The sequence below is a fragment of the Sphingobium limneticum genome, from assembly GCF_008710165.1.
Lineage (GTDB): Bacteria > Pseudomonadota > Alphaproteobacteria > Sphingomonadales > Sphingomonadaceae > Sphingobium > Sphingobium limneticum.
Genome location: NZ_VYQA01000005.1, coordinates 182,241 through 196,469, shown reverse-complemented (window position 1 = coordinate 196,469; position 14,229 = coordinate 182,241). Strand labels below are relative to the sequence as shown.

15 protein-coding genes are annotated in these 14,229 nt (G+C 64.5%); 9 read left to right on the top strand and 6 right to left on the bottom strand.

Features of this window, described 5'->3' with window-relative positions:
• Positions 1-49: 49 nt before the first annotated feature.
• The 5 genes from F4U95_RS08895 to F4U95_RS08875 form a co-directional block, all read right to left on the bottom strand.
• Positions 50-826 carry an SDR family NAD(P)-dependent oxidoreductase gene (locus F4U95_RS08895; protein ID WP_150425416.1) on the bottom strand — a complete coding sequence of 259 codons (777 nt, stop codon included), beginning with the start codon at positions 824-826 and terminating at the stop codon, positions 50-52.
• A gap of 4 nt (positions 827-830) precedes the next feature.
• Positions 831-1,946: an Rv3169 family protein gene (locus F4U95_RS08890; RefSeq protein ID WP_150425415.1), complete on the bottom strand. Its 1,116-nt coding sequence runs from the start codon at positions 1,944-1,946 to the stop codon at positions 831-833.
• Between the two features lie 21 nt (positions 1,947-1,967).
• On the bottom strand, positions 1,968-2,393 hold the full coding sequence (locus F4U95_RS08885) for a hypothetical protein (protein WP_150425414.1): 426 nt from the start codon (positions 2,391-2,393) through the stop codon (positions 1,968-1,970).
• Positions 2,390-3,418, bottom strand: a complete 1,029-nt coding sequence (locus F4U95_RS08880) for a phosphotransferase family protein (protein WP_150425413.1) — start codon at positions 3,416-3,418, stop codon at positions 2,390-2,392. Before F4U95_RS08880 ends, F4U95_RS08885 begins: the two co-directional genes overlap by 4 nt.
• A gap of 75 nt (positions 3,419-3,493) precedes the next feature.
• Entirely contained in the window at positions 3,494-4,558 is a 1,065-nt protein-coding gene (locus tag F4U95_RS08875; RefSeq protein WP_150425412.1) for a zinc-binding dehydrogenase, read from the bottom strand.
• Positions 4,559-4,823: 265 nt separating this feature from the next.
• Between F4U95_RS08875 and F4U95_RS08870 the strand changes: the two genes are divergently transcribed.
• The 3 genes from F4U95_RS08870 to F4U95_RS08860 all read left to right on the top strand — a co-directional run bounded on the left by F4U95_RS08870 (position 4,824) and on the right by F4U95_RS08860 (position 7,137).
• On the top strand, positions 4,824-5,222 hold the full coding sequence (locus tag F4U95_RS08870) for a limonene-1,2-epoxide hydrolase family protein (protein WP_150425411.1): 399 nt from the start codon (positions 4,824-4,826) through the stop codon (positions 5,220-5,222).
• A gap of 116 nt (positions 5,223-5,338) precedes the next feature.
• A complete protein-coding gene (locus F4U95_RS08865; RefSeq protein ID WP_150425410.1) occupies positions 5,339-6,082 on the top strand; it encodes a helix-turn-helix transcriptional regulator in 744 nt (247 codons plus the stop codon).
• Between the two features lie 23 nt (positions 6,083-6,105).
• Positions 6,106-7,137 carry a LysR family transcriptional regulator gene (locus F4U95_RS08860; RefSeq protein WP_150425409.1) on the top strand — a complete coding sequence of 344 codons (1,032 nt, stop codon included), beginning with the start codon at positions 6,106-6,108 and terminating at the stop codon, positions 7,135-7,137.
• Between the two features lie 6 nt (positions 7,138-7,143).
• On the opposite strand, the gene F4U95_RS08855 is transcribed toward F4U95_RS08860, so the two are convergent.
• The gene (locus tag F4U95_RS08855; RefSeq protein WP_150425408.1) at positions 7,144-7,518 is read right to left on the bottom strand and encodes a nuclear transport factor 2 family protein; all 375 of its coding nucleotides are present in this window, start codon (positions 7,516-7,518) and stop codon (positions 7,144-7,146) included.
• Positions 7,519-7,697: 179 nt separating this feature from the next.
• Between F4U95_RS08855 and F4U95_RS08850 the strand changes: the two genes are divergently transcribed.
• From F4U95_RS08850 to F4U95_RS08825, 6 genes are all read left to right on the top strand, one after another.
• The gene (locus tag F4U95_RS08850) at positions 7,698-8,795 is read left to right on the top strand and encodes a phosphotransferase (protein ID WP_150425407.1); all 1,098 of its coding nucleotides are present in this window, start codon (positions 7,698-7,700) and stop codon (positions 8,793-8,795) included.
• Positions 8,796-8,797: 2 nt separating this feature from the next.
• On the top strand, positions 8,798-10,225 hold the full coding sequence (locus tag F4U95_RS08845; protein ID WP_150425406.1) for an aldehyde dehydrogenase family protein: 1,428 nt from the start codon (positions 8,798-8,800) through the stop codon (positions 10,223-10,225).
• On the top strand, positions 10,225-10,986 hold the full coding sequence (locus F4U95_RS08840) for an SDR family NAD(P)-dependent oxidoreductase (protein WP_211363964.1): 762 nt from the start codon (positions 10,225-10,227) through the stop codon (positions 10,984-10,986). The genes F4U95_RS08845 and F4U95_RS08840 overlap by 1 nt, the downstream gene beginning before the upstream one ends.
• Positions 10,987-10,999: 13 nt before the next feature.
• Positions 11,000-12,013, top strand: coding sequence for a zinc-dependent alcohol dehydrogenase family protein (locus F4U95_RS08835; RefSeq protein ID WP_246171542.1), 1,014 nt, complete (start codon positions 11,000-11,002; stop codon positions 12,011-12,013).
• Positions 12,014-12,168: 155 nt separating this feature from the next.
• A complete protein-coding gene (locus tag F4U95_RS08830; protein WP_150425404.1) occupies positions 12,169-13,719 on the top strand; it encodes a hypothetical protein in 1,551 nt (516 codons plus the stop codon).
• Positions 13,716-14,228: an acetyl-CoA carboxylase biotin carboxyl carrier protein gene (locus tag F4U95_RS08825; RefSeq protein ID WP_150425403.1), complete on the top strand. Its 513-nt coding sequence runs from the start codon at positions 13,716-13,718 to the stop codon at positions 14,226-14,228. Before F4U95_RS08830 ends, F4U95_RS08825 begins: the two co-directional genes overlap by 4 nt.
• Position 14,229: the final 1 nt, after the last annotated feature.

Below are 14,229 nucleotides of genomic sequence, written 5' to 3'. Positions count from 1 at the left end.
GCGGCACATTCATCGGCGCGGACGATGGACCGCGCGGACCGCGCAAAGTTCATCCGATCGGCACCTGCGTCGGCTGGCCGGTCGCCGCCGTCACGCCGCCATCGGCGACCACGATCGACCCGTGCATGTAGCTGGCATCGTCAGACGCCAGGAAGGCGACGATAGACGCCATCTCCTCAGGCTGGGCCGGGCGCTGCGCCGGGATCGATCTGAACCAGTCCTCCAGCAATTGCGGAAACGCCTTGAACGCATCGGTCGCGGGCGTTTCGACGAAGCCGGGGCAGAGCGCGTTGATGCGGATATTCTCGCGCGCATGATAGGTGGCCATGGCGCGGGTCAGGTTGATGACCGCGCCCTTTTGCGCGCAATAGCTGGGATAGGCGCCATCGCCCGCCAGGCCGGAAATCGACGCGACGTTGACGATGACGCCGCCGCCCTGCTTGCGGAACTGGCGCACCGCCCCGCGCGACAGGAAGAAGACGGAGTCGAGATTGACTGCCGTGCTGCGCCGCCATTCTTCCGTACTATGATCGGGGATCAGGGCGACGGCGGCCTTGGCGGCATTGTTGACGAGGATGTCGAGCCGCCCGAACAGGGTGACCGCCCGCGCGAGCAGCGCTTCGCAATCCGCTTCCTCGCTCACATCGGCGCGCAGGAAATGGGCGTTGGGCGTATCGAGCGCCGCCAGCGCATCGGCCCCGCGCCCGTCATCCTGCCCGCAGAACAGGACATGCGCGCCTTCGTCCAGCAGCCGGCGGACGATGGCGAGGCCGATTCCCGCCGATCCGCCGGTGACGATGCACGCCTTGTTATCCAGCCGCGCCATCGCCCTATTCCTTGTCCCAGCGGCTGATATCCATGCCGCTCGTGACGCCCAGCGGCGCATAGGCGCCGAGGATCGCCTGCTCGAACACGCCGACCGACTTTTCCTGGCTGCCGTCCGGGTTGGTCAGGGTCAGTTGCGACAGGCGCTGCACATGGAAATTCTGCATCGCCATCGGATCGAGATCGTCGACGGTGAAATCCTCGCGCTCCACCTTCAGCGGCACGCCATGATAACGGCCATGGAACCATTCGGGATGGAAATAGCCGATGCCCTTCATCTGCATCCGGTGGAAGGGCGTGAACTCGACCGTATAGGGGCCGGTGCCATAATCGACCGTCAGCGTCCCGCTTTCCGGCCAGAGCGTGCCGGGTTGCAGCACCGTGTCCAGCGTGCCTTCCTCCGTCTCCAGAAAGGCTTCCGGCCCGGCGCCATCGGGGCAGAGGACCGAGCGCCGGTTCCAGACATGCCCGTCCGGTTCGGCGGCGATGTGGAAGAACAGGCTCTTGCTCGCGAAATTGAGCGGGGTCCATTGCCAGAAATAGCCCTGCGGCGCTTCGGACACATTGGGCTGCGGATCGGACAGGCCGATGGGGCGGATGCCCCAGCTACGGTCGCGCGTACCCATGGCGTGGGGCGACAGGTCGATGCGGCGACCATCGATGCTCACCCAGCCGGACCAGTGGCCGTTCTGGGTCAGGCGGGTATAGTCCAGAAAGCCGCGCTTGCCCACGCGCCGGGTGAAGCGTGGCTCCTCGATCGGGAAGGCGCGGCCGGTGATGGTGAGGTCGGCGGCGATACCGTCCTGCTCCTCCACGACGAAACGCAGGGTCCAGAGCGGTTTGGGTATTTCCAGCCGCATCGGGCCGATGCTCATATCCATCCGGTCGGTCAGGATGCGCGATCCGCGCAGATTATATTGCTTGCCTTCGACCTGGATGGAAATGCCGCAATCGGTGACGTTGAGGTGGGGATAGACCCCCATCCCGATCAGGAAGAAGAGCGAGCCGTCCGGTTCGAACCCGTTGAACCAGTAGCGATCGTAGAAATTCCGGTCGCTGCCCGAATAGCAGATGGGTTCTGGCGTCTGATGGATCGGAAAATCGTCGGCGGCTGTAAGCATCTATTCTCTCCGTCTATTCTGTCAGAAATTGGCGAGGGTTACGCGGCGGCGCTCGGTCGAGGCGCGCAGTTCGTCCCAGATGGCGCTATTCAGCGCCTGCGCGCTTTGGTCCGTCTCGATCTGCGCTTGCAGGGCGATGAGGGCGCGGCGCCGCTGGTCGTTGATCCGCTCCAGCGTGGATATTTTGAGGTCTTCGGCTTCCTCCTTCGCGGCGTCACGGAAGGCCGGGTCGCCGGTCAGGGCGCTGCCTTGCGCCAGCAGCGTGGCGAGCGCGGCATTTTCCTGCACCAGCCGGTCGGCGGCGCCGTTCCAGGCCTCCGCCGTCATGTCCAGCATCGCAGCGGTCATGCCGACCATATTCGCCTGAAAACCCTTGAGGTCGGGCAGGATCGTCTCGCGCAATTTGCGCGCGACATCTTCGAGCACGGCAGGGATGTCCGGTTTCATGATAGCTTGCCCATCAGTTCGAGGATGGCCCGGTCCTGCGCGTTGCGTAGCCACCAGGCGGCATAGGCCTGGATCACGTCGCGGTTCTGGCCGGACTGCCAGACATGGGCGCAGCTGTTCCAGATCGCCTGGCCCTTGATACAGTTGAACAATTCCCACCAATGGAGCGCGCGGGGATCGGCGATGAGGCCGCTGGCTTCCTCCCAGATCGCCACCGCCTGCTCGCGGGTGGCAAGGCCGCAATAACGATCGTCCTTGGCGAAGCAGAAGACGCGCGCCAGGCTCCAGCCCAGATCCTCCAGCGGATCGCCCAGATGGGCCATTTCCCAATCCAGCACGGCGATCAGGTCGCCCGCATCATCGTAGAGGAAATTGCCGGCGCGAAAATCGCCATGCACCATCGCCAGCTTCTGCGCGGTCGGTTGCCAGCGCTCCAGCGCGCGGATCGCGGCGCGGGTGATGGGTTCGGCGCCGACATCATGGCGGCCCAGCACATCGACCCAACTGGCCAGTTCCTGCGCCGCGGTGTTTTCCACCGTTGCGGGGCGGGTGAAGCCCATGTCCAGCGCTTCTACCGGCACGGCGGCGAGCAGGCCCATGGTCGACCACATTTGCTGCGCGATATGGGGCAGGCGGTCGGCCCAGGCCGGATCCTGAAACTGATATTCGCTGTTGTGATAGCCGCGCAGATCCTCCGCCAGGCTGATCGCGCCGTCGAAATGGGATGCGTCCGGCTCCAGCAGGATCATCTTGGGCACGGGGATGCCATGGCCGTAGATCGCCTGATAGGCGGCAAATTCATGGGCGCGGTCGCTCTCGACATTGCTGGCGGGCGGGTCGCGCCGCAGGATCATGCCGGTGCGCTGGCTCTCCTCCCGTTCGTCCACATAGGACAGGTCGAAGCGAAAGGTTTCCCGCGATGCGCCGAGCGGCAGACGGAAAAGATTCTCGACCGCAAGCTGCGTCCATTGGGGCAGCTTATGGCCGAGATAGGTTTGGAGGAGGTCTGCACTGATCGGTTTCATGCGTCTCTCAAAAAGGTCTGGAGAGAAGGTCAGGCTAGGCCGATCCCGGGATAAGGGGGATGGACGGAAATCCACCTATGCGGAGGCGACGAGCAATTTGACCTGGCTGCCGTCGCCGCCGGTCAGCGCGGCAAAGGCGCTGTCCAGTTCGGTAAGGCCGACCGTGCCCGTAACCATGGGAGCGAGGCGATCGGGATTGGCGATGATCATGGCGAAGGCCTCGCCAAATTCCACTGGCGAGTAAGCGAAGACGAAGCGCAGCGTCAGGCTCTTCTGCAACAGGAAGGCCGGCTCGATCGGGTCTGTTTCCATGCAGTTGCCGACCACAACCAGCGTCGCGCCGGTCGGGCATGTCTTCGCCAGCGTCATCAACATGCCAGGCTTGCCGACACATTCGAAGACGACCGCGCGGCTGCGGCGTTTCTGTTCGGCGGTGACGGCCATGGCGTCCGACATGCCGATGGGCAGGCCAAGGTCGGTCCACCATGCCGGGCCGGCGGCATCGCCCGGCGACAGGATGATGTCCGCGCCCATCCGTTCCGCCATGGCGCGGCGCGCGGCATTGGGTTCGATCGCTAGTATCGGGCCAAGCCCCAGCGCCTTCAGTCGCGCGATGATGAACAATCCCACCGGCCCGCAACCGACCACGGCGAAGGCGCAATCGGCGTCGGCCCCGCTTTCCGCGACCGCATGGACGGCGACCGACAGCGGCTCGGCCAGCGCGGCGATGTCGGTCGGGACATGATCGGGCACGGGCAGGCAGAGCGCGGCGTCTAGCAGCATCGCTTCGGCAAAGGCACCGTTATAGCGATTGGAATAGCCGATCAGTTCGATCCCCTGCGGCCCGGTGAGAAAGGGCAGGCCGACGATCCGTTGGCCCGCGGCAAAGCCGCCGCTCGGTTCGATGAGTTCGCAGCAAAATTCATGGCCCATCACCACTGGCTGAGCGGGATCCATGAAGCCGCGAAAGCCCGCGCGCTGCAACAGGTCGCACAGATGATCGGCATGGTCGCGGGCGTGCAGGTCGCTGCCGCACACGCCGCACACCAGCGGACGGGCGAGCAACTGCCCGGCCGCCGGCACGGGATCGGGCAGCGATTCCAGCGTGAACCGCCCATCGTTCAGCACCATGGCCTTCATATATCCTCTCCTTCGTCGTTCATTATTCGGCCGCCTCTTTTGTTATGTGGCCTCCGGGCTTTGCCAGGGTGCCATGCTTGCCCGCGCGCCACTCATCGCCTGTTCCGAACAAAGTCGGACGATTTTCCATATATGGCGGAAAGGCCGGAATTATCGGGCTTTGCCGCCATGACGGCATGTGCTGGCATGGATAGAATGACCAATATCGTCTAACGAAAATATCGGTCAATATCGAGTCGGCAAAAGACTTGAAGAAAGGAGAGCGATGCGGGACGAGGATCCGCAGGCCGTGGTGGAGGCTTTGATCGACGCGTTCAATCGGCGTGACGGCGTTGCTGTCGCCGCGCTGTTGCACGATGATATCATGTGCATCGGTATCCCGCTGCCACCGGCGCGTGGGAAGGCGGCGGCGCTGGATTTGCTGGCGCCGTTCCTCGCGGCGGAGGCGATCGACTGGCAATTGCATGCGATCGCCGTCAATGGCCGGACCGTGCATACCGAAAGGACCGATCGGTTCCGCTTCACGGGCGCGGACTGGACGCAGGTGCGCGCGGCCGGCATCTTTGAAGTGGCAGAGGATGGCCGCATCCGCGCCTGGCGCGACTATTTCGATATGGCGGAACTACTCGCAGCGATGCCGGCTTCGGGGTCGCAGGATATTTGACGTTGGCGGTCCGACTCTTTATGGTCGGATGAAATTGTCCGATAATATGGCATTATAGCCGAAGGGCAATTCCACCGGAGAGCCGCACGAAGCGGCCATGCACGGGAGGCGAGAGGATGAGGCTGAGCCAGGACATATCCGGCTTTACCGACCAGATGGTGACTGATTGCGCGCTGGGCAGTGCGTCGATCTTCTTTTACGACGACAATGTCGGGGAAGGGCAGCTGTCCTATCTCTACCATGTCGGCGTCAGCGAAGAGGCGCAGCATCGCTATGATGACGGCCGCGTATTCAAATCGGACCCTTTTACTCGGCAATTGCTGGCGCGCAGCCACGCGTCCGGGGCGCATTTCGTCCATTGGGGCGATGCGGTGCTCGATCGGTTCGTGGCGCGGCCCTATACCAGCTTCCTCGATCATTATGCCGTCGATGTCGTCGGTGCCTCCACCCGACGGTTGGCGCCGGGCCTCTGCCTCATCATCGGCGCGCATCGCAAGGGGCGGCGGATCGGGTCGGCCGATGTGCCCGAACCCTTGCTGGAGCAGCGACTCCACAGCCTGTCCAATATGGTGGTCGATCATTTTCTGTCGGACCTGATCGACTCGTCGGACGGGCGGGTAGCATTGCGGACGACGATGGGTGGGACGGGGGGCGGCGCTGCGCCTTGCGTCGCGGGACTGTCCCCGCGTGAGGAGCAACTGGCCGCCCTGCTGTGCCGTGGCTTGCAGAACAAGACGATCGCCTTCGAGATGGATCTGTCGGAAAATACGGTCGAAAATTACCTCCGCCGGCTTTATCGCAAGTTGGGGGTGCGCAACCGGGCCGGCCTTGTCTTCCGCATGACGCAGCGCCTGCACTGAGCGCGGGAAAGGGAGGACAGACCATGTTCCATGTCGATCTCAAATTGCTCCGCAGCTTCGCCGCCGTCGCCTGCGAATTGTCGGTCACGCGTGCGGCCGAGCGGTTGCACCTGACCCAGCCCACCGTGTCGGGGCAGATCAAGGAACTGGAGCAGGCGCTTGGTTTCTCGCTGTTCCATCGCACCACCCGCCATATCGCGCTGACGCCGGAGGGGGAGCGGCTATTGCCGCTGGTCCAGTCGCTGCACCAATGCGCGCAGGCGGTGCGGACGGAAGCGGAGGGCATGCAACATGCGATGAAGACCCGTTTTCGGCTGGGCGCGGCCATGTACAGCATGGATTTTCTGGACCGGGTCGAATTGATCGACGCTTTCGTCGCGGCCCGATCGGACGTGCGGTTGACGATCGACAATCGCCTGCAATCCGATCAGGTGCGCGACCTGCTGACCGGGAAGCTGGACGCTTCGCTGTTGCTGGGCGTGCCGCTCGACAGGCCGGTGGCGGAATTTCTGGCCGACATGAACCCCGGCGAGATCGCCAATGAAGTGCAATTTCCCGCGTCGCTGGAGCATGTCGTGCTGCGGCGGCGGCGTATCGGTCTGCTGGTGCCGGAGGATAGCGATCTGGCCCGTTATGATGTCATCCCCGTCAGCCAGTTGATCGGGCGCCGGGTCGCGATGATCAGCGCCGAACATGGCGAGGCGTTCGTCAACCCGATCGCCAATTTCCTGCTGCAATGCGGCGCGGTACCGTCCGTATCGGCGGAGGGTAACGCCATGGCGGTGGAGCGCCATGCGCAGCGGCACGGCATTTGCGCGATCGGTATCGGCTGGTTCGCGACCCTGCCCGGCATGGTGCGGCGGCCGGTCGACCGCATGAATTTCCACATGGACCTGTCGCTGGTTTTGGGGACGTCGCCCAATCCTGCGGCACGGCGCTTCTTCGATTTCGCCGTCCGCTGGCAGGCGGCGCGCGATGCGCTGGGCACCGGCGGCGTGGCGGGCGATCATTTCGCCGACCCGCCGATCGCCAGTACGCAGATGGCGTTCGCCTGATCGGCGTCAGCCGAGTGCGAACACCACCTTCACATGGGCGGAATCGCTATATTCCTTGACCAGGGCGATCCGATCGCCGGCAAAGCGGAACAGGAAGACGTAGCGATTGTCGTAGAGCGTCCCGTTTTTGAGCAGGCTGTGCGACGTGGCTTCCACGAACAGATGTTCGCCCGCTTCCATGATCAGGCCGGGGGTGACGTGGATGCCGTCCGCCATCTGGGCATGCAGTGTGCCAAGCAGCGTGTCGAATTCCGCCACGCTGATATCGATGCCGCCATTCCACCACCAGCGCGCATCGGCGGTGAACCGGCCCAGCGGAATGCTGCCGGTCGCGATAGCGGACAATATCGTGCGGGCGGTCTCTTCACGGCTGGATGGCATGCGGCGCTCCTCTTTCCTGATCCGTCCAGCATGTCGGCGGCGGTCGGGTGAGGCCAATCATATCGGTCGCCTCATTCATCGTGCGCGCCGATGACTGGTCCGCAAAGCCCGATTGGACCCGTTCGGGCAGCAGCTTCACTCTCCTCCCCAGTCAAAACAAAAGCATGTGAGGAGAGCCCATGTCGATCGCGCCGGCCGATCTGATCCATCCCACGCCCTTGCCCCGCCCCGAACAGGTCGATGCCGACTGGCTCAACAGCCTGTTGTCCGGCGACGGGTCAGTCGGCAAAGTGGCGGCCGTGACGGTCACGCCGGTCGGCGCGGGCCAGATTGGCGAGACGGCGCGCTTCGCGCTGACCTATGCACCGGGCGCGACCGGGCCGGCCAGCCTGATCGGCAAGTTCGCCTCGACGGATCCGGCGAGCCGGGAGGTGGCGCGCGGCTGGTCGCTTTATGAGCGGGAATTGCGCTTCTATCACGAACTGGCGCCGCGCGCCGGCATCGCCACGCCGCGCTATCATGGCGCGCGGATGGACGGGGAGGGCAGCTTCATCCTGTTGCTGGAGGATCTGGCCCCGGCCGCGCCCGGCGACCAGTTCAAGGGGCTGGCGCGCGACCAGATGGGGCAGGCGGTGGCGGAGGCCGCGCGACTGCACGCCGCCTTCTGGAACGCGGATGCCGATCCTGCACTCGCCTGGCTCGATGCCGGGCATATCGCCCAGCCTTTCTACCAGCCGGAGATTTTCCGAGCGACCTGGCCCGCCTTTCGCGATCGCTATGGTGCGCAGCTCGAACCCCGGCACCTGCGCGTCTGCGATGCGCTGGCGGAACGCTATGAAAGCTATGCGGCGCCGCTTTCCAGCCCGCGCTGCGTCACCCATAACGACTATCGCCCCGACAATATGCTGCTCTTGCCGCATCGGCTGACGGTGGTGGATTGGCAGTCGGTGGCGCTCGGCTGGAATGCGGTGGACATCGCCTATCTGATCGGCGGCGCCTATGGCGCGGCGGAGCGGCAGGGGGTCGAAGATGACCTGCTGCGCCATTATCATGCCGAACTCACCCGGTGCGGCATCACCGATTATAGTTTCGCCCAGTTGCGCGCAGATTATCGCCATTTCACCTTCGCCGGCATCAATGTCGCGGTCGGCGCCGCCATGCTGGTCAAGCGCACCGAGCGCGGCGACCGGCTCTTCCTCACCATGCTCGATCGCTTCGTATCGCATGTGATCGACCAGGATGCTCTGGGCATCCTTCGCCAGCCCGCAGGAGTATGAAGATGGCCAGCCTTGCCGATTCCGCCTTCGCCATGTTGATAAATGGCTGCGCTGTCGATGCGTCGCAGACGATCGCTGTCGTCAATCCCGCGACCGAGGCGGTCGTCGCCCAAGTGCCCGACTGCGACGAGGCCGGGCTGAATGCCGCGGTGCGGGCGGCGCGGGGGGCTTTCCCCGGCTGGCGCGATACGCCCTATGCGCAGCGGCAGGCCGCGCTGCGCACGATCGGCGCGACGCTGGCAGCCCATGTCGATGAACTGGCCGCGATCCTGACCGCCGAACAGGGCAAGCCGCTGGCGGCTGCCATGGGGGAGATACAGGCCGCCGCCTGGTGGATCGGCGTAGTGGCGGAGCAGGAACTGCCCGTCCATGTCAGCGAAGACCTGCCCGGTCAGCGCAGCGTCACGCGGCATGTGCCGCTGGGCGTGGTCGGGGCAATCGTGCCGTGGAATTTCCCGCTGCTGCTGGCGATATGGAAGATCGGCCCGGCATTGCTGACGGGCAACACGCTGGTCCTGAAACCCTCGCCCTTCACGCCGCTGGCGACGCTGCGGCTGGGGGCGTTGCTGCGCGACCTTCTGCCGCCCGGCGTGCTCAATATCGTGACCGGCGGCGATGCGCTGGGACCGTTGATGACGCGCCATCTTGATATCGACAAGATCAGCTTTACCGGCTCCACCGCGACGGGGCGCCGGGTGATGGAAAGCGCGTCGGCCAATCTCAAGCGGTTGACGCTGGAACTGGGCGGCAATGATGCGGCGATCATATTGGACGATGCCGATGTGGACGCGATCGCCGAGCCGCTCTTCTGGGCCTGCTTCGCCAATAGCGGGCAAGTGTGCGTCGCGGCCAAGCGCGTCTATGTGCATGACGCCGTCTATGATCGGCTGGCGGCGGCATTGGCCGACATTGCCGCGCGGATGACGGTGGGGGACGGCGCGGTGGACGGCTCGCAATTGGGACCGGTGCAGAACCGCGCTCAATATGATCGAGTGTGTGCGCTGATCGCGGACTCGGTGGCCGCCGGCCATCGCTTTCTGGCGGGCGGCGATGTGCCTGACGGGCAGGGCTATTTCATACCGGTCACCATCGTCGACAACCCGCCGAATGACGCGCGCGTCGTGCAGGAGGAAGCATTCGGCCCCGTCGTCCCGCTGATCCGCTACACCGATCTGGACGATGCGATCGCGCGCGCCAATGATTGCGACTATGGCCTGGGCGGATCGGTCTGGTCGAGCGACATGGACCGCGCGCAGGCGGTTGCTGCGCGGATGGAGACCGGGACGGTGTGGATCAATTCGGCGCAGGGCTTGTCGCCCTTCGCCGCTTTTGCCGGACATAAGCAATCGGGGCTGGGCGTCGAAAACGGCCCGGACGGCCTGCTGGAATTTACGACGCCGCAAAGCGTCTATCAGCCGGTGGCTGGCTGATGCTGCTGCGGGACAAGGTCGTGTTCGTGACAGGCGCCGGGTCGGGGATCGGCCGGGCGGCGGCGATCCTCTTCGCACAGGAAGGCGCGCGCGTCGGCGTGCTGGACTGCGATGCGGACAGCGCTGCCGCAACGGTGGAGGCGATTGCGCAAACGGGCGGGGCGGCGATGGCGCTAGTCGCGGATGTGACCGATGACGCTGCGATCGAAGGGGTCATCGGCGCGCTGGTCGATCGCTATGGCGCGCTGCACGGCGCGTTCAACAATGCCGGCATCGAAATGGCGAACCGCTTGCTGCCCGATCTGACGGCGGAGGAATGGGGGCGGATGATGGCCATCAACCTGACCGGCGTCTTTTCCTGCATGAAATATGCGACGAAGGCGATGGCGCCGGGCGGCGGGGCGATCGTCAACAATTCGTCGGGCGACGGCATTATCGGCGCGCCCTATGCGGCCGATTATGTCGCGGCCAAACATGGCGTCATCGGCCTGACCCGCGCTGCGGCGTGCGAGGCGCGCCATACGGGCGTGCGGGTCAATGCGTTGCTGCCCGGCCTGATCCTCACGCCGATGGTGGAGGAAAGGCTGATCGGCAATCCGGCGTTCGAAAAGCAGATGGCGCCGATGGTCGAGCGCCACTCGATCGGCCGTTTCGGCAAGCCGGACGATGTGGCGGAAGCTGCCTGCTGGCTGCTGTCGGACCGATCCGCCTTCATCAACGGCGCGCTGCTGACGGTAGATGGCGGTTACACGGCGCGGTGATGGAGCAAGATCAATGACAGACATGCGGATCATCCGCCTGGCGGCGCAACCGACGCTCGACACGCTGGCCGTCACGCGCGCGGCGATCCCAACGCCCGGCCCTGGGGAGGTGCTGCTGCGCCTGCGCGGCTCATCGCTCAACTTCCACGATTATCTGGTGGTCGCAGGCCATATCCCGGTTGCGGAAGGGCGCGTGCCTTTGTCAGACGGCGCTGGCGAAATCGCCGCTTTGGGTCCGGGCGTATCCGGTTGGACGGTCGGCGACCGCGTAATGGGCGCCTTCTTCCCGCGCTGGATCGATGGACCGCCCAACCGCACGAACAACAACGCGATCAGCGGCGAAACGGCGGACGGTTTCGCTGCCGACCATGTCGTCGTGCCGGCCGCCTCGCTGACCCCCATTCCCGATGACTGGTCCTTTGCGGAAGCGGCGACCTTGCCCTGCGCGGGCCTCACCGCATGGCGCTTTCTGGTGGCGGAGGGGCAGGTGCAGGCCGGGGACAGCGTGCTGCTGCCCGGATCGGGAGGCCTCTGCCTGTTCGCGCTGCAAATCGCCAAGGCGCTGGGCCTCACCATCTGGTCGACCACATCGTCCGATGCGAAGGCGGATCGGTTGCGGGCGATGGGAGCGGACCATATCGTCAATTATCGCGCCGATGCCGCAGGGGGGGAGACGATCCGTGCCGGCACCGGCGGGGAAGGGGTGGACCTTGTGCTGGAGATTGGCGGCCAGTCCAGCTTCGTGCAGTCCGTCCGCGCCTGCCACATGGGCGGAAAGGTCGTCGTCGTGGGCACCACCGCCAATGGCGCGCCGGAACTGCCCTTGGGCGATGTGGTGATGCGCAATATCCGTGTCGATGGCATTGCCGTGGGCAGCGTGGCGCAGCAGCGCGACCTCGTCGCCTTCCTGACCGCGCATGACATCCGCCCCGTCATCGACCGGCATTTCCCGCTGGAACAGCTGGCCGACGCCTTCCGTTACCAGCTTTCCGGCGCGCATTTCGGCAAGATTATCCTCGACTTCTGACCGGTTGCGTAGCGTCGCCGGGCAAGAGACGGAAATCCGTCTGTCTTTTAAGATTGTCAGACGATATTGATCGACTATAAAGTCTGTACGAATCAAAAAGAACATGGAGAGGAGAGCATCATGGCTGTCGTCACAGGCCGGGGACCGGTGGACAAATGACGCTGGATTATGTGCGATTGCTGGAGGCGAACAACGCCATCCAGACCATCGGCGACGATACCTATTGGCTGTGCGTGACGCGTACGGTGCAGGAATCCAAGCTGTTTCCCGTGCCATCCTATATGCTGCTCTCCTATCTCTGCTGCTATTATCGCTACCCCGCTTTGCTGCGGAAGATCGAAGCGAAGATGAAGGCGGAAGAGATTGGCGACCGCGCGCGGGCGATGGGCGGCAAGTTCGGCAATCTGCCTGGCTGGGCGCTGCCGACCTTCTTCCTGCTGGGACGCGAAACGCTGATCAACATGGGGCTTCAGACGCCGGCGGACGATGCCGAGGATGTCGCCTATGTCATGGACTTCTGGCGCCGCTTCAAACTGGCGCAGCAGCGCGAGGACGGGCATCTCAACGCCCGCGAGTTCGGCCAGCGCGTCCAGCTTCTGCCCGAACGGCGCATCCAGCGTTTCCATGCCGACCTGCACGCCTGCAAAAATGGCGACCGGTTGCACAAGGCGGCGCAGACATTCCTCGCCACCATCTCCCAATATGGTTTCCTGGTGTCCTGCGAGAGCCGCTGCACGCTCAACAATAGCGGCCCCTATAAGCTAGCGGACAATCGCGAACTGGTGATCCGCGATTTCACCGATCTGGCGCAGGGCGACTATCCCTGGCTGGATGGCGTGGCCGACGCCATTCCCTATCCCAACCTGACCGTCACGATGGAGGCGACCGACTGCCATTTCTACCTGATGGACGATTGGGGCAGTTTTGAATCCAAGCCAGAATTCACGGCGGAAAAGCTGACCGGGGTGGGGCTTTATACGTCGGACGCACTGACGGAAAATTATGTGCCGGTGGGCATGGAGTCGCCGGAGAAGCTGGCGGATACCTTCGAGAATCTGACCGACATCTTCCGTGCCGCCACGGTCGAGCTGTGGAAGAATATGGCCGGGTGGTCGCGCGACCAGATGATGGACGCGGGGGCGCTGGTCTATTTCAGTCTGATCAAGGATTTCGCCCATGTCGCAGGTGTCTATGACGTCGACGACTGGATGAAGATCGACGAGCGAGCCGATCGCTTCCGGCCGCTGCTGAACGACGAATTCGGTCGCGATTTTCTGGGCGAACTGGTGGGGCTGGTCGATCTGCCCAGCCAGCAACTGCACGATTATGCGATGATGATGCATAACGGCCGCCCGGCCCGCTACATCTCGCATATTCCCCATGGCGTGTTGAATGGCGACATTCCCGCCAGCACCGCGCATGTCGCGCCCGGCGTCACCCATCTGACCGAGAAGGTCGATCGCTATGTGACGAGCGCGGGGGCGCTGAGCTTGGGCGACTATAATGCGCGCGCGGCGGCATTCCGCCCGGCGCAGATGCAGCAACCCTATCGTTTCCTGTGCGACAGCAGCGTGCGCGGCGCGCCCGACAGTGCGGACGTCGCGGCGCTCTACGCGCTGGAACAGGAACAGTCGCGCCTCCTGAAGGGCAGGGGCGCCGGGCTGACACGCGACCAGATAGAAGCCCTGCGGGAGAAAAAGGCATGAGCGGGCCGAAAACAGAGGCTGTGGCGCTGGCGGATATCGAGGCGTTGATCGCCGATTTCCAGGCATCGGGCATGCGCGAACTGCATGTGCGTTCGGGGGAATTTGAAATCTATTTGTCGACCGATGCGTCGGCGCCCGGATTGGGTGCGCAGGCCGTCGCCGTGCGGGTGGAGCCGATTGCTGCCGCTGCGCCGGCGGCAGCAGCGCCAGCACCAACCACTGCGCCGCCCGTTGCCTCAGCCGCCGCGCCGTCCAGCCTGCCCGACAATGCCGTCATCGTCCGCGCGCCCTATCTCGGCACCTTCTATCGCGCGCCCAAGCCCGGTTCGCCAGTCTATGTCGATGTCGGATCGGTCGTCACCGCCGACACCGAAATGTGCCTGGTCGAGGTGATGAAGTTGTTCACTGCCGTTCGCGCAGGGCTGTCCGGCACGGTTCACGCCATCCTCGCCACCGACGGCGCGATGGTGGAGGCCGACCAGCCGCTCTTCGCCGTCATTCCGGGGTAAA

Coding starts and splice junctions, on each gene's coding strand:
- F4U95_RS08840 (WP_211363964.1), top strand. CDS start 10,225: ATGCTGCTGCGGGACAAGGTCGTGTTCGTGACAGGCGCCGGGTCGGGG.
- F4U95_RS08875 (WP_150425412.1), bottom strand. CDS start 4,558: ATGAAGGCCATGGTGCTGAACGATGGGCGGTTCACGCTGGAATCGCTG.
- F4U95_RS08860 (WP_150425409.1), top strand. CDS start 6,106: ATGTTCCATGTCGATCTCAAATTGCTCCGCAGCTTCGCCGCCGTCGCC.
- F4U95_RS08855 (WP_150425408.1), bottom strand. CDS start 7,518: ATGCCATCCAGCCGTGAAGAGACCGCCCGCACGATATTGTCCGCTATC.
- F4U95_RS08890 (WP_150425415.1), bottom strand. CDS start 1,946: ATGCTTACAGCCGCCGACGATTTTCCGATCCATCAGACGCCAGAACCC.
- F4U95_RS08835 (WP_246171542.1), top strand. CDS start 11,000: ATGACAGACATGCGGATCATCCGCCTGGCGGCGCAACCGACGCTCGAC.
- F4U95_RS08850 (WP_150425407.1), top strand. CDS start 7,698: ATGTCGATCGCGCCGGCCGATCTGATCCATCCCACGCCCTTGCCCCGC.
- F4U95_RS08895 (WP_150425416.1), bottom strand. CDS start 826: ATGGCGCGGCTGGATAACAAGGCGTGCATCGTCACCGGCGGATCGGCG.
- F4U95_RS08845 (WP_150425406.1), top strand. CDS start 8,798: ATGGCCAGCCTTGCCGATTCCGCCTTCGCCATGTTGATAAATGGCTGC.
- F4U95_RS08825 (WP_150425403.1), top strand. CDS start 13,716: ATGAGCGGGCCGAAAACAGAGGCTGTGGCGCTGGCGGATATCGAGGCG.
- F4U95_RS08885 (WP_150425414.1), bottom strand. CDS start 2,393: ATGAAACCGGACATCCCTGCCGTGCTCGAAGATGTCGCGCGCAAATTG.
- F4U95_RS08880 (WP_150425413.1), bottom strand. CDS start 3,418: ATGAAACCGATCAGTGCAGACCTCCTCCAAACCTATCTCGGCCATAAG.
- F4U95_RS08865 (WP_150425410.1), top strand. CDS start 5,339: ATGAGGCTGAGCCAGGACATATCCGGCTTTACCGACCAGATGGTGACT.
- F4U95_RS08870 (WP_150425411.1), top strand. CDS start 4,824: ATGCGGGACGAGGATCCGCAGGCCGTGGTGGAGGCTTTGATCGACGCG.
- F4U95_RS08830 (WP_150425404.1), top strand. CDS start 12,169: ATGACGCTGGATTATGTGCGATTGCTGGAGGCGAACAACGCCATCCAG.